The sequence below is a fragment of the Paractinoplanes pyxinae genome (assembly GCF_026626335.1).
Lineage (GTDB): Bacteria > Actinomycetota > Actinomycetes > Mycobacteriales > Micromonosporaceae > Actinoplanes > Actinoplanes pyxinae.
Window position 1 is genome coordinate 722,995 of record NZ_JAPNTZ010000001.1, and the last position, 17,207, is coordinate 740,201.

The following is a 17,207-nucleotide window of genomic DNA, read 5'->3' on the forward strand; positions in this document are numbered from 1 at the left end:
CGCCGAGTTGCGGCTCGGTCGGCGGTCACGCACCGTGAAGATCATGGTTGGACTTGCGCCTACTGAATGAGGGGGGTCTATGTTGGGGATTGATTGGTTTTGTCCCTCTCCCCGGAGGATTTCCCCATGCGTAAGTCAAGGCTTCTCATCGCGGCGACCGCCCTCACGGTCAGCCTGAGCGCCGGCCTCGCGATCGGCTCCCGCAGCGACACTGCCGAGGCCGCGGTGGTCTGGAACGAGGACTTCAACGGTCCGGCCGGCAGCGGCGTCGACACGTCGAAGTGGAACTTCGACGTCGGCGGCAGCGGCTGGGGCAACCAGGAGCTGCAGTACTACACCGAAGGCACGAGCAACGTCGCCATGGACGGCGAGGGGCACCTCGTCATCACTGCCCGTAAGGGCAGCGGCGGGCACAACGACTGCTGGAACGGTGCCTGTCAGTTCACGTCGGGGCGCATTCAGACGTCGGGCAAGTTCACCCAGCAGTACGGGCGGGTCGAGGCGCGCATCAAGGTGCCGGACGGGTCCGGTCTGTGGCCCGCGTTCTGGATGCTGGGCGGCAGCAACTGGCCGACCGACGGCGAGATCGACATCATGGAGGTCGTCGGCCGCGAGCCCAACCAGCTGTTCGGCACGCTGCACGGCCCCGGCTACTCGGGCGGCGAGTCGTACGGCAACCAGATCGTCTCCGGCACCCCGTGGCACCAGGACTTCCACACGTACGCCGTGGACTGGTCACCCAATCTGATCGTCTGGACCGTGGACGGCAACGAGTTCTTCCGCGCCACCCCGGACTCGCTACGTGCCGCCAAGGGCAACGTCCACTGGGTGTTCGAGCACTCTTTCTTCATCATTCTCAACCTGGCCGTGGGCGGGAACTTCGGCCAGGGCAACCCGGCCGGCCTGCCCGACGAAAGCAAGATGGTCGTCGACTACGTCCACGTCAGCGCCTAGTCGCGGCGGCGGGGCCGTGGGCGGGTCATGAAGTCGCCCAGGGCCACGCCGGCGGCCAGGGCCAGGCCGATGGCCAGGGCCAGCGTGATGGTGACCAGGCCGCTCGTCGCCTGCTGGGTGGCCAGTTGGTAGAAGCCGCGGTACGCGGTCAAGCCGGGCAGCAGCGGAATGATGCCGGCCAGGATGATCACCTGAGCGTGCACCCGGCCGCGGCGGCGGGAGAGGCCGGTGGCCAGGCCTACCACGGCGGCGGCGACGCCGGTGGCCGTGGCCGGGCCGAAGTGGGCATAGATCGTCAGTGCTCCGAAGACGGCCCAGCCCGCGGCGCCGGTCAGGGCGGCCGCGGCCAGCGAGCGCAGTGGCGCGTACGAGGCCAGGGCGAACATGCCGGCCGCGGTGGCCGCAGCAAACGTGGACAGGCCGAACTGGGCCACGTCGGCGCTGACCGGCTGGGCCGGGTCGAGGCTGACGCCGAACTCGAGGCCCAGCTTCAGGCCGAGGATGACGCCCGAGAGCAGCCCGGCCGACAGCAACGCCACCTCGGCCGCGCGGCCGGCCGCCGTGACGTAGTAGCCCGAGATGGCGTCGCGGACCGCGCTCATCACCGACAGGCCGGACAGCAACGCTGTGATGCCGGCCGCGATGACCAGCGACGGCTGCGTTCCCGGCGGCAGGATGCCGGTCGCGAACACGCCCACCGTGGCCAGGGTGGCCACCAGGCCGCCAGTGAGCTGCAGGAAGAACGGCGCCACGCCCCACCGGGTGAGGACGCGGCCCAGGCGGTCGATGAGTGCGGTCACCACGAAGGCGGTCAGCGCGATCAGCACCGTGCCGCCGAGCAGCACCGCGACCGCCGCCGCCAAACCGCCCCAACCGGTGGTGGCCACCCAGCGCGGGTACGGGTGACGGGCGGCCGTGGCCCGGGTCAGCGCGGATGTGGCCGTTTCCGTCGTCATCAGGCCACGGGTCACCTCGTCGACGATCGCGGTCACCGCGGCCAGGCGGGTGAGGTCGGTCGTCCGGTAGTGCACGATCCGCATCGAGTTGACCGGCGCCGCCACCTGGCCGCGGTGGACGCACATGGCGATCGAGTTGAACGTGATGTCGACGTCCACCGTGGGCAGCCCGCACGCCGCGGCCAGCCGGGTCATCGTCTCCGCGGTCTCGCCGGCCGGTTCCCCGCTCGACAGCAGCACCTCGCCGACGCCCATGCACAGGTCGACGACCCGCACCACCTCGGCGTCCGACGGCACCTCGGGACCCACCGGGCGCAGGAACGAGGCGGTCGGCGGTCCGCCGCGCATCAGGTCGCGGCGCAGCCGGCCCAGGATGGGAAGCATGGGAACTACTATCGGGGCTGGTCAGGCCTTCAGGCGGAACAACGCGCGGGCGTTGGTCTCGGCAAACTGGCGGAACACCGCCGGCTTGAGGCGCTTCGCGAGTTTGAGCAGGCTTGCGTTGTACGTCTCACCCGCCTCGAGGTTGGGCGGCTGACGCACGAAATGCTGCGGGCCGTCGGTCGCCGCGTCGGAGCCGAACAGCACCCGCCCCGGGCCGACGTCGTCGATCAGGCGCTCGACCGTCGCCGAGTCGCACCACGACGTCTCCAGGTGCAGATTGGGCAGCCGTTGGGCGTGGCGGGCGGCGCGCCGGCGACCTTCGGGCGGGCCGAGATAGGTGTGGTACAGCACGATCGGCACGGTGGGAAAACGCTCGGCCAGCCTGGCGATCAGGTCCGGGTCGGCCGGGCCGGGGGCGCTGTGCACAGTGACCGGCACCCCCGCCTCTTCGGCCACCTTCAGATAGGGATCGAGACCCGCGGTGTCGGCCGGAAAATTGTCGTACGCCGGATGTAGCTTCAGTCCCGCAGCGCCATCAGAAATTCTTTGCCGTACGTCGTCCGGGTCGGGCCCGCCCGGCCGCACCCACACCAGGGGGGTCAGCCATGGCACCGCCTCGGCCGCGATCTCGACGAAGTCGTTGTCCTGCCACGAGACCACCGCCTGCGTCATGCCCCCGCAGAACTCGGCGGCGAGCAGGCTGCCGAAGCCCAGTTGATCACGCCCCGGCGACCGGGCGTGCACGTGCGCGTCCACCGGGTCCAGCCCGATCCACAACCGATAGTCGGCGCCCTCGTTGTTGTCGCACGCGGAAGGGCCGCGAGCGCCGGGAGAGCTCGGGGCGCCCGGAGCCCTGGGAGAGCTCGGGGCGCCCGGAGCCCTGGGAGAGCTCGCAGCGCCCGGAGCGCCGGAAGAGCTCGCAGCGCCCGGAGCGCCGGAAGAGCTCGCAGCGCCCGGAGCGCCGGGAGAGCTCGCAGCGCCCGGAGAGCTTGAAGCGCCGGAGGCACCGCGAGCACGGAAAGCACCGAGGACACGAGAAGCGCTGAGGGCTGTCGAGGCGGGAGGAGGGGGAGGAGCGGCAGCAGCGGGCAATGAGCGGACGACGCAGTCGAGCACCAGCCGGCCGCGCGTCGAGACGTCGGCCTCCCAGGCTTGCTCGCCGACCCGGGTCATCGGCACGTCCGTCGGCGACTGCCAGCCGTCGAAACCCGCGTGCAGCACCAGATCGCGCGCGTCCCGGGCCAGCCGGCCCGTGTATCGGACGCGACCCGGCGCCGCCCACCGCAGGGGTTGCTCGTAACGCCTCACAATTCGATGATCCAGCCTGCTCCGTCGTTGTCGTCCCAGCTCTCGCTGTTGTCAGCCGGATCGGGCCGCCCCGAGCGCACGAGGTGGAACGCGTACCGAATGCGTGATCCCCGCACACCCCACACCCGCCCCCGGAAGACGTGCGGCAACGGCTGCGCCCGCACGAACTCGTAGAGGCTGCCCTCGCCCGGCGTGTCTCCCATAGTCTCGAACGGCAGCCCGTCCATCGTCGTGCTCGTGTAGTTGGGCACTGACGGCTCGACCTCGCTCCACACCAGCCCGACCGACGTCAGCAGGCCCGGCGAGCCCGAGTCCGGGGAATCCGCGCCCGCATGATCGGTGTAGGTCACCTCGGCCGACACGATGTCCTCGGTGAACACCGGCGAGGCGGCCCGGTCGTCCGCGCCGACCACGAAGAAGAAGTGGTGCAGCGCGAACCCCGGATCCAGCCGCGGCACCTCGAGCACGGCCGTGCGCAGCGGCCCGCCCTGCGGCGCGAGCACGACCTGTTCGGCGTCGGCCCAGTCCGGCGTGACGTCCCGGGGCGACCAGGTGTAGTGCGCCTGCACCATGGCGATGCCCGGCCCGGGGTCGAGCCAGACCTTGCGCAGCCCGAAGAATGTGGTCACAGATGGTGCACCCAACAGTTGTCACCTCCCGGCGCCGACGAGCCGTACGGCCCGATCCAGGTCTCGCTTTTCTCCTCGGGCGGATACATGCGCCCGATGTGGTACTGCTGCACCAGCGTCGTGCCGCGCGGCCCCCACATGCGGGAGTAGAAGCGGTGCGGCAGGTCCAGCTCGTACAGCATCTGGTACTTCGAGTGGTGGAAGCGCTCCTTGTCGTCGTACGTGTAATAGTTCTTGGCCACGAATTCGGAGTCGCCCGGTATGCGCGGGTCTTCCATCGGGCTGTAGACGGGCGCGCCCCAGTCGCCGACCGACCAGTAGATGCAGATGTTGGTGATCCACCCGTTGTCGTCGGTGTACTCGAGGTCGCGGTAGACGATGTCCTCCGAGAACAGGTCGGTCGTCCAGCGGTGCCCGTTCTGGTGCACCTCGAAGTAGTAGTGGAACCGGTATTCCGGCGTCGACCAGCCGTGCTGCATGTCCCACACTTCGCGCGGCATTCGCAGCACCTTGAGCCGTTGCCGCGGGTAGCCGCCGAAGTCCTGCAGCACGCGCGCGTCGTGGCTCCAGCTCCAGTCCGGCCACTGCCCGGGCGGCGTGCAGCTGTAGTGGATCAGCACCTGGTCGATGCCGTCGTCCTGATCGGTCCACCCCTTGGGGTAGTACCAGCTCACGACGGCACCCAGCCGTTCGACCCGATGACTTCGAAGGTTCGTACGCTCGGCATCCCCATCAGCAGTTCGGGCAGCGCCTGATAGAACGCGCTGGTCGCCGGCTGGTCGAGATAGCGCTGCATGTCCTCCACGCTGCGCCAGCTGGAAACGGCCAGCACGCTGTCCCCGCTGCGCAGGGACTGGGCGAAGACGATGCCGGGCGCGTCGGCCACGACCGACTGTTCCTGCTGGACGAGCAGCTCGGACAGCCGGCCGATCGAGCCGGGCCGGGCGGTGGCTTCCATGATCCGGAAGACGGCCATGTCCCTCCCCTAGAAACTCAGGTGCGGTTATCGATCACGCGCTGGATCTTCCCGGCCGAGCGGGCCAGGGTTTCGGGCTCGACGCACACCACCTCGACGCTGGTGCCGACGGTGTCCTTGACCGCCTTGACCACCTCGACGGCGGCCCGGTCGCGGCGGTCGGCCGGGGTGTCGGGGCGCGCCTCGACCTGGACGGTGAGGTGGTCCATCCGCCCGCGGGTCGAGAGCACCAGCTGGAAGTGCGGGGCCAGTCCCGGCGTACGCAGGATTATTTCTTCGATCTGGGTCGGGAACAGGTTGACCCCGCGCAGGATGATCATGTCGTCGCTGCGGCCGGTCACCTTCTCCATGCGGCGCATGCCGGGCCGCGCCGTTCCGGGCAGCAGCCGGGTGAGGTCGCGCGTGCGGTAGCGGATGACCGGCATCGCCTCTTTGGTCAGCGAGGTGAAGACCAGTTCGCCCAGCTCACCCTCGGGCAGCACCTCGCCCGTCTCGGGGTCGAGCACTTCGGGGTAGAAGTGGTCCTCCCAGATGTGCAGGCCGTCCTTGGTCTCGACCGCCTCCTGGGCCACGCCGGGGCCGATGACCTCGGACAGGCCGTAGATGTCGACGGCGTGGATGCCGGCCCTTTCCTCCATCTCGAGGCGCATCTGCTCGGTCCACGGCTCGGCCCCGAAGATGCCGATCTCGAGGCTCGACTTGCGCGGGTCGATGCCCTGCTTCTCGAACTCGTCGATGACCGTGAGCATGTACGACGGCGTCACCATGATGATGCGGGGCTTGAAGTCGGTGATCAGTTGCACCTGCCGCGGCGTCATGCCGCCCGAGACCGGGATGACGGTGCAGCCGAGCCGTTCGGCGCCGTAGTGGGCGCCGAGCCCGCCGGTGAACAGCCCATATCCGTACGCGTTGTGAAGCCGGTCGCCGGGCCGGCCGCCCGCGGCTCGGATCGACCGGGCCACCACGGTGGCCCACATGTCCAGATCGTTCTGGGTGTAGCCGACCACGGTCGGTTTGCCCGTCGTGCCGGAGGAAGCGTGAACCCGGCGGACGTCGGCTTCGGGCACGGCGAACATCCCGAAGGGGTAGTTCTCGCGCAGGTCGGCCTTGCTGGTGGTGGGGAACCGGGCCAGGTCGGCCAGGTCGCGGCAGTCATCGGGGTGCACCCCGGCCTCGTCGAACGCGCGCCGGTAGTGCGGGACATTCTCGTACGCGTGCCGCAATGTCCACTGCAGCCGCTGGAGCTGCAGTTCCCGCAGCTCATCCACGCTCAGTCGTTCGGCTTCGTCAAGCTGATCGGTGGGCGGCGCCTCGCCCCTTGCAGCAGTCATGGCACAGCCTCCAACGTCCATCGACGTTTCCCATACCCAACGCCGGGCCGGACATGCTGTCAAGAAAAGGCGTAGCGTGCCGCTAGGAGGGCGGAGTGATGAGAGTGCGAGGGCTCGTCGCGGCGGCACTGATCTGCGCGTTGACCGCCTGCTCGGACTCCCCGCCCGCTCCCGACCCGACCGCCCCGACGGCGCCGCGGGCCGCCTGGCCGACCACCGGCTGGCCCACCGCGGCGCCGCGGACCCAGGGCGTCGACCCGGCCGCGCTGGCCCGGTTCGACCAGCAGGTCGGCGACGTCTTCACCGAGGTGCGCAGCGTCCTGGTCGTCCGGCACGGCTACGTCGTCCACGAGCGCTACTGGCACGGCCTGACCGCGGCCTCCGGGCACGACGTCCGGTCGGTGACCAAGAGTTTCGTCGCCACCCTGGTCGGCATCGCCCTGGGCGAGGGAAAGATCAAGAGCCTCGACCAGACCGTGGGCGAGCTGCTGGCCGCCCCGCGGTCGGCCCTGGCCGGGGTGACCGTCCGGCACCTGCTGACCATGACCGCCGGGCTGGCCGGCGACCCGGCCGGGGAGGACGATCTGTGGGCGAGCCCGGACTGGGTGCGCCAGATCCTGGGCCGCCGCCTCATCGCCGAGCCGGGCGTCCGGTTCCAGTACAGCAGCGCCAGCTCGCACCTGCTGGCGGCCATCGTGGCCCGGGCCACCGGCCGGACGGTGCTGGACTACGCCCGCGAGAAACTGTTCACACCGCTGGGCATCGACACCACGACGATGTACGAGCCGAGGATGGGTGGCGCCTTCGACCCCGACGTCGATCCGGCTTACACCAAGGCCTCGGTGGCCTGGCCGGTCGACCCGCAGGGCATTCACTGCGGCGGCGGATTCCTGCGGCTGCCCACACGGGAACTGGCCAAGCTCGGCTATCTCTATCTCAACGGCGGCCGCTGGGAGGGCCGCCAGGTGGTGCCGGCCGCCTTCGTGGACGCGGCCACCCGGCCGACCGGCCTGCCGCCCGACGTGCTGACCGGCTACGGCCTGCACTGGTGGATCGACGACGACGGCGCCGGTCAGCGGTCGTTCACGGCGGTCGGTTACGGAGGCCAGTACATCGCCGTGGTGCCCGAGCGCGACCTGGTCGTGGTCGTCACCAACAATCCCGAGGGCCCGCCCGACCCGGGCAGCCTGCTCAGCGGCACGATTCTTCCGGGAGTGACGTGACCAGACCCGTCATCATCGACTGCGACCCCGGCCACGACGACGCCATGGCGCTGCTGCTGGCGCTGGGCGACCCGCGGCTCGACCTGCTCGGCGTCACCACGGTCGCCGGGAATCAGACGCTCGAGAAGACGACCCGGAACGCACAGAAGATCCTCGCGCTGGCCGGGGCGTCGGACGTACCGCTGGCCGCCGGGTGCGAGCGGCCGCTGGTCGGCGAGCTGACCGTGGCCGGCGACATCCACGGCGAGTCGGGGCTGGACGGGCCCGACCTCGACGTCCCGGTGGCCGGTACGGCCGGGGTGCACGCGGTCGAGCTGATGCGGCGGCTGATCGAGGGCTCGCCCGAGCCGGTCACGCTGATCGCGCTCGGGCCGCTGACCAACGTCGCGCTGCTGCTGCGCCTGCATCCCGAGGCGGCGGCCCGGGTGCGCCGGATCGTCTTCATGGGTGGATCGACCGATCGCGGCAACACCACGCCGTACGGGGAATTCAATATCGTCACCGACCCGGAGGCGGCCGACATCGTGCTGCGGTCGGGCCTGCCGATCACCATGGTCGGGCTCAACGTCACGCACCGGGCGCTGGCCACCACGCAGATCATCGAGGAGTTCCGCGCGCTGGGCACCCGGCTCGGCACCACCTGCGCCGAGCTGATGACGTTCTTCGCGGACGCCTACCGGCGCAACTTCGGCTTCGAGCACCCGCCCGTGCACGATCCGGTCGCGGTGGCTTACGTGCTCGACCCTTCCGTCGTACGCACGGTGGCCGCCCCGGTCGTGGTCGAGCTCGGGGGCACGTACACCCGCGGCGCGACCGTCGCCGACCTGCATCATCGCAGCGCACGGCCGGACAACGCGGACGTCGCGGTGGGGCTGGACGTCGATGCCTTCTGGCCCATGCTTATCGGCGCGGTGCGTGCTCTAGGCATACCTAGGACGCTCGTGACCAGCGAAGATAGGTAAACGCTCCCGATGTGACGGGGCCTCTGCTTGCCGAGGATTGAGTCATCACCCGGCAACAAGGAGGCAGTCATGCTGGTCCACCCCGAACTCATGCTGACCATGGTCAACGACCGTCACCGCGAGATGATCGCCGAGTCCGAGAAGGCGCAGATCCTCAAGCGCGCCCGCGAGGCCCTGCGCGCTCGTCGCCCCCGCACCGCGCGGCCGCCCACCGGTAGGGTTGCCCCGTGCGAACCCTCCGCGGCGGTGCCAGCCCGGTGATGATCGGTCGTGAGGGCGAGCTGCGCCGGTTGGCGCGGCTCGCCTCGTCCGGTGAGCCGGCCGTCGCGGTCATCGCCGGCGAACCGGGCATCGGCAAGACCCGGCTGGTGCACGAGCTGCTGGCCACCCTGCCCGCCTCGACAGTCGTTCTGGTCGGGCAGGCCGAGCCGGGATCGCTTTCCCGGCCGTACGAAGTGCTGCTCGACGCCATCGACGGCCGGCCCGAGGTCGACGAGCAGCAGCTGGCCGCCCTGGCCGACGCCCGGCGCAGCCCGGTCGAGCGCCTGCACACCGGCGTGGCCATCCTGGCCGACCTGATCGCCGACCGGCCCGCCGTCGTCGTCTTCGAAGACCTGCACTGGGCCGACTCCGAGAGCGCGGCCCTGTTCGAGCGGATAGCCGATCAGCGCGGGCCGCGCCTGCTCATCGGCACCTACCGGCCCGACGACGTGACCCGCCGGCAGCCGGTGGCCGGGTTGCTGGCCCGCCTGGAACGGCGGCACGCCGTCACCCACGTACGGCTCGATCGCCTCACCCCGGCCCAGACCGCAGCCCTGCTGGCCGCCGCCACCGGTGCGCCGGCCCCGATGCGGGCCGCGACCGCCCTGCACCACCGCACCGGCGGCAACCCGTTCTTCCTGGAAGAGCTGCTGCGCGCGCTGCCCAGCACGGACGTCGAGACGCTGGTCGAGCAGCCGCTGCCGTGGAGCCTGGCCGACGTGCTGCGCCGCCAGGTCGACGACCTTGATCCGGCCAGTGTGCGCATCGTCGAGGCGGCCGCCGTGCTCGGCCAGCGCATACCGTTCGACCTGCTCGCCGGCGTCTCCCGCACAGGCGAGGACGAGCTGATCGCCGTCCTGCGCGAGCTCGTGACCCGCGGGGTGCTGGTCGAGGCGGGCGAGGACGAGTTCGCGTTCCGGCACGCCCTGGTGCGCGAGGCGATCGCCGACCAGCTGCTCGGCCGCCAGCGCCGGCGGTTGCACGAGGCCGCCCTCGAGGTGTTGTTGCAGGGCGGCTCGTCCGACCCGGCCATGGTGGCTCACCACGCCCGCGGCGCCGGCCGGTACGACGATCTGGTCGCGGCCGCCCGCAGCGGCGCCGCCCTCTACCTGTCGATCGGCTCCGCCTATCAGGCGTTGCAGCTGGCCGAGATGGGCCTCGACGAGCTGCCCGACGACACCGAACTGCTCGGCGCCGCGGCCCGGGCGGCCTGGCTGGCCGGCCTGCTCGACGACGCCCTGCGTTACGGCCGCCGCTGGCGTGACCTGGCCGGCGCCGCCGCCGACCGGGCCGAGGCGCTGTACCTGCTCGTCCGCCTGGCGTGGGAGTCCCGCGAGTTCGACGAGATGGGCGCCCTGACGCACGACATCGAGACCCTGATCGCGCAGCTCCCGCCGGGGGCCGGACAGGCCCGCGCGATGACCGCGATCGCCCAGTCGGCCTACCTGCGCGACGACCTCGAGGCCGCGCTGCTGTGGAGCGACCGCGCGCTGGCCCTGGCCGACGAGTTCGACCTGCCGGTGATCCGGCTGACCGCGCTGCTCGAGAAGGGATCCTCGCTCAGCGAACGCCCGCAGTCCGCCGCCGAGGGCCGCGAGATTTTGTCCGCCCTGGTCGACGAGGCCGAGAAGGCGGGGGAGTGGGTGCTGGCCGCCCGCGCCTTGAACACGCTGGTGCAAGAGGTGCCACCGGCCTCGCCCGACGAGCACGCCGAGGCCCTGGAACGCATGCGGGTCGACGCCGAGCGCGCCGGCTTCGAGTCGCTGGCCGTGGCCACGTACTTCCAGGGCCGGGCCCGGCTCGCCCAGCGCACCGGCGACCTGCGGGCCGGCATCGCCGCGCTCGAGGAGGGCCGCGAGAACGACAGCGGCTACCGGCGCCGGGGCCGCTGGGCCGACTATCACGGCGTCTTCCTGGCCGGGCTGCTGCTCGAGGCGGGCGAGTACGACCGGGTCGAGCAGATCGTGGCCGACCTCGCCGAGCTGGCCGACAACCTGCCCGCCACGGTTCCCGGCCTCACGTTCCACCTGGCCTGCCGCCGCGGCGACCTGCCGCGCGCCGAGGCCGCCATGGACGAGCTGCTGGCCGGCCTGACCCACCAGGAGTGGCGCAGCGGCGAGCAGGCCCACGACCTGATCTCGGCCGCGCTGGACCTCGGCCTGCCCGCGCCCCGGCTCGACCGCCTGGTCGCCGATCTGGTGCGCCCCGAGGTCTCGCAGGCCTATCAGACGCTGGTCGGCGCCCAGCTCGCCGAGGCCCGCGGCAAGCACGCCGAGGCGCTGCCCGCCTATCTCGCGGTGACCGATGTGGAGTCCTTTCAACCTTCGGTCCGAGGCACCGTACGGGTCGGGGCCACACGCTGCCTGCTGGCCGCCGACCGCCGGGCCGAGGCCGCCGAACAGGCCGACGCCGCCACGCCCCTGCTGGCCCGCTGGGCGGGGTGGCGGGTGGCTCAGCTCGACCAGGTCCGGGCTCAGCTGGGCCTGGCTCCGGCCGGTGCACCCCCGGCGGTGACCGGCCCGGCCGCCCTCACGCCGCGCGAACGCGAGGTGGCCGTGCTGATCAGCGAGGGCCTGACCAACACCGAGCTGGCCCGGCGGCTCTACATCTCACCCAAAACCGCGGCCGTTCACGTCTCCAACATCCTGCGCAAGCTCGGTGTCAGCTCCCGCACCGAAGTGGGACCGCTGGTCATTCGCGACGTAACCGCCTGATTCCGGACTGCTTTCGGTAAAGGAATGGTAACGACGAGCGGTCGACGGTCGACAATCAGCGGTCGACCGCTAAAGATCCGTTCATGCCTTCGACACCGTTGACGGTCGTCATCGCGAGCTACCTCGAACCGGAGCTTGTGGACCGCATCGCCGCGGCCGACCCCGGTCTGACCGTGCTCTACCAGCCCGAGCTGGTGCCGGTGCCGCAGTACCGCTGCGACCACGGCGGCAAGCGCCCCGAGCTGACCGCCGAGCAGGCCGGGCGGTGGGCCGACATGCTTTCCCGGGCCGACATCGCCTTCGACTTCGACTGGGAGCGGCCGGCCGAGCTGGCCGAGCGGGCGCCCAGGCTGCGCTGGGTGCAGGCGACCAGCGCCGGCATCGGCGGCTTCGTGCAGCGCACCGGGCTCGACCGCACCGGCATCGAGTTCACCACCGCGGGCGGCATCCACGCCGTGCCGCTGGCCGAGTTCGCCGTCACCGGCGCGCTGCACTTCATCAAGGGCGTGCCCGAGCTGCGCCGGCGGCAGCGGGCGCACATCTTCGAGCGCTACACCACCGCCCAGCTGGCCGGTCGCACGGTCACGGTGGTCGGGCTGGGCGGGATGGGGCGGCAGGTCGTCCGCACCTTCGAGGCGCTCGGCACGGAGGTGATCGGCATCGGTCGTACGGGAAACGCCGTTGACCTCGACGACGTGCTGCCCCGCACCGACGTGCTCGTGCTCTGCTGCCCGCTCACGCCCGAGACCGAGGGGCTGATCGGCGCCAAGCAGCTGGCCCGGCTGCCGCGCGGCGCCGTCCTGGTGAACATCGCCCGAGGACCCGTCGTCGACGAGCCGGCCTTGATCGAATCGCTCGGTGAGGGGCATCTCGGCGGCGCGGCGCTCGACGTCTTCGCGACCGAGCCGCTGCCGGACTCGTCGCCGCTCTGGGACCTGGACAACGTGCTGGTCTCGCCGCACTCGGCGTCGACCGTGGCCGGCGAGAACGCCGCCCTGGTGGATCTCTTCCTCGACAACCTGCGCCGCTACCGAGCCGGCGAGCCGATGCGCAACCGCTACCACCGCGACCGCGGCTACTGACCGGAGGAATCAGATGAGCAGCCTGCGTGGCACCTGGTACATCAGCCCGACGCCGTTCACCGGGGACGGCGCCGTGGATGCCGAGAGCCTGACCCGGCTCGTCGCGGCGGCCGCCCGGTGGGGCGCCGACGGCATCACCATCCTCGGCGTGATGGGCGAGGCGGCCGACCTGACCGCCGCCGAGCGCGACCTCGTGCTGAACACGGTGGCCGGAGCGGCCCGCGACGTCATCCCGTTCGCCGTCGGATGCTCGGCGCCGTCGGCGGCCGTGGTGAAGGAGAACGCACGCCGGGCGGTCGAGGCCGGAGCGGCCGCGGTCATGGTGTCCGCGCCTCCGCTGCTCAAGGACACGGACACGATCGGCGCCTTCTACAAGGCGGCCGCGTCCGGGCTCGACGTCCCGGTGATCGTGCAGGACGAGCCGGCCGCGACCGGTGTCACGATGCCGGTTTCGGGGCTGCTGGCCGCGCTCGACGCGTGCGGCGCCGAGACGGTGAAGCTGGAGGACCCGCCGACGCCGCCGAAGATCTCCAAGCTGCTGGACCAGCGGCCCGGCCTGACCGTCTTCGGCGGGCTGGGCGGGGTCAGCGCCTACAACGAGCTGCGGCGCGGGGGAGCGGGCACGATGACCGGCTTCGCCTTCCCCGAGATCCTGCGGGCGATCCGGCTCGCGGCCGAAGCCGGGGACTGGGCCGAGGCCGCCCGCCTCAACGACAAATACCTGCCGTACATCGCCTTCGAGGGCCAGCCCAAGGCCGGGCTCGGCATCCGCAAGGAGGTGCTGCGCCGGCGCGGGGTGCTGTCCACTGCTCGTACCCGGGCGCTCAGCCCCCTGCCCGACCAGCGCACGCTCGACGACCTGGACGATGTGCTGGCCCGCGTCGGCCTGGTGCCCGCGCCGGAAGCGCTGGCCCTGTGAAGGCCGTCGTCGGCGGGGCCAGCTCGGGCCTGGGCGCCGCCATCGCCCGCAACCTGGCCGCTCAGGGTTATGACCTGTTGCTGTGGGCCCGCAACCAGGAACGCCTTTCCTCTGTGGCGCAATCTTTGACCGGCGTGAAGATCGAGACCGTCGCTGCTGACGCTTCCGACCCCGGGGCTGCCGAGAAGGTCGCGGACGCGGCCGGTGAAGCCGACATTCTCGTGCTCAACGCGGGCGGCCCGCCGCCGGCCCCGGCCGACAAGACTGACGCCGACGAGTGGCGCCGGGCCCTGCAGTTGCTCACGGTGACCCCGATCGACCTGGCCACCCGGCTCCTGCCGGGGATGCGGGAACGCGGCTTCGGCCGGATCATCGCGGTGCTGTCGTCCGGGGTGCGCGAGCCGCTGCCCGAGCTGTCCTACTCGAACTCGGGCCGCGCGGCCCTGGCGGCCTGGCTCAAGACGGTCGGCCGGACGGTGGCGGCCGACGGCGTGACGGTCAACGGCGTGGTGCCGGGGCGGATCGACACCGAGCGGGTGGCCGCCCTCGACCGGGCCGCCGCCACGCGTACGGGAAAGGACGAGGCCGACGTACGGGCCGCGTCCATCGCCACCATTCCGGCCGGCCGCTACGGCCAGCCCGAGGAATTCGCCAGCGTCGTCGGATTCCTCGCCTCTCCGGCCTCGTCGTACGTGACCGCGAGCCTGCTGTCGTGCGACGGCGGCATGATGCGGAGCCTGACGTGATCGCCCCCGAGGTCGCGAACACCGCCGCCTCCGGCATCCGCGCGGTGGCCAACGCCGCCTGGGCCCGCCCCGACGCCAACCACCTCGAGTTCGGCGAGCCCGACTTCGACACCCCGGCCCACATCGTCGAGGCCGCCGACCGGGCCGCACGCGACGGCCACACCCGCTACGGCCCCAGCGTCGGCCTGCCCGCCCTGCGCGACGCCGTAACCGTCAAGCTGGCCCGCGACAATGCCCTTAACAGCGGCCAGGTTGTCGTCACCGCGGGCGGAGTGGGCGCGCTGTTCGCCACCTACCGCACTCTGCTCTCACCGGGCGACGAAATCCTGGTCCCCGATCCCGGCTGGCCCAACTTCGGCACGATCGCCACCCTGCTCGGAGCGGTGCCACGCGGCTACCGGCTCGTCGAAAAAGACAACCACACCCCGGACTACGACCATCTCGCCACGCTCACGAGCCCCCGCACCAAGGCGATCGTCACCAACTCGCCGTCCAACCCGGTCGGCTATCAGTGGACCGCGGCCCAGATGGCCGAGATCGGTGAGTGGGCGGCCCGCCACAACCTGGTCGTCATCTCCGACGAGTGCTACGACCAGCTCTGGCTGGACAAGCCCGCCCCCTCCTTCGCCGCGGCCGCGCCCGGCGTCCCGTCGGTCACCGTGTTCTCGCTGTCGAAGAGCTACGCCATGACCGGCTGGCGCGTCGGCTACGCCGTGACCACCCCCGAACTCGCGGCCGGACTGGCCCGCGTGCAAGAGGTGACCGCCTCTTGTGTGAACACCATCGCTCAGCACGCCGCGGTCGCGGCCCTCACCGGCGACCAGCACTGCGTGGCCGTCATGCGGACCGCGTACCGCGAACGCCGCGACGTCGCCCTGGCCGCGGCCCAGCGGCTCGGCCTGCCTGCCACCCGGCCGGCCGGCGCCTTCTACCTCTGGCTCACGGTGCCCGGCGCGCAGGACGACGGCTTCGCCCGGCGCCTGCTCGACGAGACCGGCACCGCCGCGGCGCCCGGAACGGCCTTCGGGCCGGCCGGCGCCGGACATCTCCGCCTCTCCCTGGCGGCGGCCACCGACAACGTGGTCCGCGGCCTCACCGACGTCCGCTCCCTGCTCGCCGAACATCACCCCCACCCGGAAAAGTAAAGGAGGCCCCGGATGGCTGCTCGCAAGCTCATCCTGGCGGCGTTGCTCTCGGGCGCGGTCGGTCTGACCGCCGCCTGCGCCGGCACCAGCGATGCCGATTCCCCCGCCACCGGCGGTGGCACCACCGCCAAGTACGGCGGCACCATGACCGTCGCCTACCAGAGCGACCCCAAGACCTTCGACCCGGCGGTGTGCTACGACGCCACCTGCTGGAACAACATGCGCATGCTGTACGACCGGCTGTACGACTACACCGGCGACACGATGAACATCGCGCCGCAGGCCGCGTCGGCCGAGCCCGAGGTCAGCGCGGACGGGCTCACGTACACCATCAAGCTGCGTTCCGGCATGACGTTCAGCGACGGCAAGCCGGTCACCGCCAAGGACTTCGTCTACTCGTTCGGCCGCATCTTCGACCCGGCCACCAAGTCGCCGGTGCAGGGCTTCTGGACCGGCGTGGCCGGCGGCGCCAAGGGCATCACCGCGGTCGACGACACCACCCTGCAGATCAAGATGTCCGCGCCCAACAGCGCCTTCAAGTACGTGCTGGCCATGCCGCACTCGTCGGTCATCGAGGACGGCACGGGCGGCAACCAGCCCGTCGGTTCGGGCCCGTTCACGCTCGACCACTTCACTCCCGGCCAGGAGATCGTGGTCAACCGCAACACCAAGTACTGGGACTCCCCGCGCCCGTACGTCGACAAGGTCGTCGAGAAGCTCGGCGTGGACCCGCACGTCGCGCTGCTGTCGCTGCAGAAGGGCGACATCGACCTGATGGGCGACCCGATCCCGGCCGCCGACTACCTCACGGTCACCAACAACGCGTCGCTCAAGGCGCAGACCACGACGATCGTCAAGCCGTCGACCTACTTCGTCACCATGAACACGAAGATGAAGCCGTTCGACAACCCGAAGGTGCGCGAGGCGGTTTCGTACGCCTTCGACCGCAACTTCCTCCTCAAGCTGGTGGCCGGGCAGGGCAAGCCGGCCAACGAGTACCTGCCGCCGGGCATCACCGGCTACACCGAGGAGAAGCTGACCCACGACCAAGACATCGCCAAGGCCAAGCAGCTGCTGAGCGAGGCCGGCTACCCGAACGGCTTCTCGACCGAGATGTACTCGTGGAACACCTCGCCGTGGACCGCGCTGCTGCCCCAGTTGCAGCAGGACCTCGCGAAGATCGGTATCACCGTCAACGCCAAGCCGGTGCAGCAGAGCGCCTTCTTCGACCTGGCCGGCACGCCCGGCAAGGCCCCGATGACGCTCACCTTCTGGGTGGCCGACTACCCGGACGCCAGCGACTTCTACCAGGCGCTGCTGTCCTGCGCGGCGGCCATTCCGGGCGGCCAGAACTACCCGTTCTACTGCAACAAGAACGTGGACGACCTGGTCAACAAGGCGCTCGCGGCCAAGGACAACGCGGCCGCGACCGAGGTCTACGTGCAGGCCACCAAGGCCATGCTGGCCGACAACCCGGTGGTGCCCCTCTACTACGGCTCCAAGACCGAGGTCTTCAACAAGACCGTGGGCGGCTACCACTCGCAGCCGATCTGGGGCTGGGACATGACCAACTACTGGAAGACCGACGGCGCCGCCAGTCGCTGACCGGTTTCCCCC

At 71.0% G+C, this 17,207-nt stretch carries 16 protein-coding genes and 1 pseudogene; 10 read left to right on the forward strand and 7 right to left on the reverse strand.

The genetic code is table 11. The annotated features are described in order from the left end of the window. Positions 1–126: 126 nt before the first annotated feature. The gene (locus OWR29_RS03115) at positions 127–954 is read left to right on the forward strand and encodes a glycoside hydrolase family 16 protein (protein ID WP_267560767.1); all 828 of its coding nucleotides are present in this window, start codon (positions 127–129) and stop codon (positions 952–954) included. Here the strand turns inward: OWR29_RS03115 and OWR29_RS03120 are convergent. The 7 genes and pseudogenes from OWR29_RS03120 to paaK form a co-directional block, all read right to left on the reverse strand. After that, complete coding sequence (locus OWR29_RS03120) at positions 951–2,294, reverse strand: threonine/serine exporter family protein (RefSeq protein WP_267560768.1); 1,344 nt, start codon at positions 2,292–2,294, stop codon at positions 951–953. The genes OWR29_RS03115 and OWR29_RS03120 overlap by 4 nt on opposite strands. A gap of 21 nt (positions 2,295–2,315) precedes the next feature. Then, entirely contained in the window at positions 2,316–3,050 is a 735-nt protein-coding gene (locus OWR29_RS03125; RefSeq protein ID WP_267560769.1) for an amidohydrolase family protein, read from the reverse strand. 387 nt (positions 3,051–3,437) lie between these two features. Further along, positions 3,438–3,602, reverse strand: a pseudogene (locus OWR29_RS48110) (carbohydrate-binding protein); the annotation flags it as partial. Beyond that, on the reverse strand, positions 3,599–4,231 hold the full coding sequence (locus tag OWR29_RS03130; protein WP_267560770.1) for a hypothetical protein: 633 nt from the start codon (positions 4,229–4,231) through the stop codon (positions 3,599–3,601). The pseudogene OWR29_RS48110 and the gene OWR29_RS03130, both read right to left, overlap by 4 nt. Continuing rightward, a complete protein-coding gene (locus OWR29_RS03135) occupies positions 4,228–4,905 on the reverse strand; it encodes a hypothetical protein (RefSeq protein WP_267560772.1) in 678 nt (225 codons plus the stop codon). The genes OWR29_RS03130 and OWR29_RS03135 overlap by 4 nt, the downstream gene beginning before the upstream one ends. Continuing rightward, the gene (locus OWR29_RS03140) at positions 4,902–5,207 is read right to left on the reverse strand and encodes an antibiotic biosynthesis monooxygenase family protein (protein WP_267560773.1); all 306 of its coding nucleotides are present in this window, start codon (positions 5,205–5,207) and stop codon (positions 4,902–4,904) included. Before OWR29_RS03140 ends, OWR29_RS03135 begins: the two co-directional genes overlap by 4 nt. Before the next feature lie 17 nt (positions 5,208–5,224). Further along, positions 5,225–6,475: a phenylacetate--CoA ligase PaaK gene (gene paaK / locus OWR29_RS03145; protein ID WP_267560774.1), complete on the reverse strand. Its 1,251-nt coding sequence runs from the start codon at positions 6,473–6,475 to the stop codon at positions 5,225–5,227. Between the two features lie 161 nt (positions 6,476–6,636). Between paaK and OWR29_RS03150 the strand changes: the two genes are divergently transcribed. The 9 genes from OWR29_RS03150 (at position 6,637) to OWR29_RS03190 (ending at position 17,195) form a co-directional block, all read left to right on the forward strand. Beyond that, complete coding sequence (locus OWR29_RS03150; protein ID WP_267561177.1) at positions 6,637–7,761, forward strand: serine hydrolase domain-containing protein; 1,125 nt, start codon at positions 6,637–6,639, stop codon at positions 7,759–7,761. Next, positions 7,758–8,723, forward strand: coding sequence for a nucleoside hydrolase (locus OWR29_RS03155; protein WP_267560775.1), 966 nt, complete (start codon positions 7,758–7,760; stop codon positions 8,721–8,723). The genes OWR29_RS03150 and OWR29_RS03155 overlap by 4 nt, the downstream gene beginning before the upstream one ends. Before the next feature lie 69 nt (positions 8,724–8,792). Further along, positions 8,793–8,984 (forward strand): hypothetical protein, encoded by a 192-nt coding sequence (locus OWR29_RS03160; RefSeq protein ID WP_267560776.1) that lies wholly within the window; start codon positions 8,793–8,795, stop codon positions 8,982–8,984. Then, positions 8,951–11,698, forward strand: a complete 2,748-nt coding sequence (locus OWR29_RS03165; protein WP_267560777.1) for a helix-turn-helix transcriptional regulator — start codon at positions 8,951–8,953, stop codon at positions 11,696–11,698. The genes OWR29_RS03160 and OWR29_RS03165 overlap by 34 nt, the downstream gene beginning before the upstream one ends. A gap of 83 nt (positions 11,699–11,781) precedes the next feature. After that, positions 11,782–12,780: a D-2-hydroxyacid dehydrogenase gene (locus tag OWR29_RS03170; RefSeq protein WP_267560778.1), complete on the forward strand. Its 999-nt coding sequence runs from the start codon at positions 11,782–11,784 to the stop codon at positions 12,778–12,780. A 13-nt stretch (positions 12,781–12,793) separates the two neighbouring features. Further along, positions 12,794–13,699: a dihydrodipicolinate synthase family protein gene (locus tag OWR29_RS03175; RefSeq protein ID WP_267560779.1), complete on the forward strand. Its 906-nt coding sequence runs from the start codon at positions 12,794–12,796 to the stop codon at positions 13,697–13,699. Beyond that, entirely contained in the window at positions 13,696–14,445 is a 750-nt protein-coding gene (locus OWR29_RS03180; RefSeq protein ID WP_267560780.1) for an SDR family oxidoreductase, read from the forward strand. The genes OWR29_RS03175 and OWR29_RS03180 overlap by 4 nt, the downstream gene beginning before the upstream one ends. After that, entirely contained in the window at positions 14,442–15,590 is a 1,149-nt protein-coding gene (locus tag OWR29_RS03185; RefSeq protein ID WP_267560781.1) for a pyridoxal phosphate-dependent aminotransferase, read from the forward strand. The genes OWR29_RS03180 and OWR29_RS03185 overlap by 4 nt, the downstream gene beginning before the upstream one ends. A 12-nt stretch (positions 15,591–15,602) precedes the next feature. After that, positions 15,603–17,195 carry an ABC transporter substrate-binding protein gene (locus tag OWR29_RS03190; protein ID WP_267560782.1) on the forward strand — a complete coding sequence of 531 codons (1,593 nt, stop codon included), beginning with the start codon at positions 15,603–15,605 and terminating at the stop codon, positions 17,193–17,195. Positions 17,196–17,207 lie beyond the last annotated feature (12 nt).

Excerpts from the sequence above, each read along its gene's own strand:
- OWR29_RS03190 (WP_267560782.1), top strand. The coding sequence starts at position 15,603 with ATGGCTGCTCGCAAGCTCATCCTGGCGGCGTTGCTCTCGGGCGCGGTC.
- OWR29_RS03150 (WP_267561177.1), top strand. The coding sequence starts at position 6,637 with ATGAGAGTGCGAGGGCTCGTCGCGGCGGCACTGATCTGCGCGTTGACC.
- OWR29_RS03170 (WP_267560778.1), top strand. The coding sequence starts at position 11,782 with ATGCCTTCGACACCGTTGACGGTCGTCATCGCGAGCTACCTCGAACCG.
- OWR29_RS03140 (WP_267560773.1), bottom strand. The coding sequence starts at position 5,207 with ATGGCCGTCTTCCGGATCATGGAAGCCACCGCCCGGCCCGGCTCGATC.
- OWR29_RS03160 (WP_267560776.1), top strand. The coding sequence starts at position 8,793 with ATGCTGGTCCACCCCGAACTCATGCTGACCATGGTCAACGACCGTCAC.
- OWR29_RS03175 (WP_267560779.1), top strand. The coding sequence starts at position 12,794 with ATGAGCAGCCTGCGTGGCACCTGGTACATCAGCCCGACGCCGTTCACC.
- OWR29_RS03120 (WP_267560768.1), bottom strand. The coding sequence starts at position 2,294 with ATGCTTCCCATCCTGGGCCGGCTGCGCCGCGACCTGATGCGCGGCGGA.
- OWR29_RS03115 (WP_267560767.1), top strand. The coding sequence starts at position 127 with ATGCGTAAGTCAAGGCTTCTCATCGCGGCGACCGCCCTCACGGTCAGC.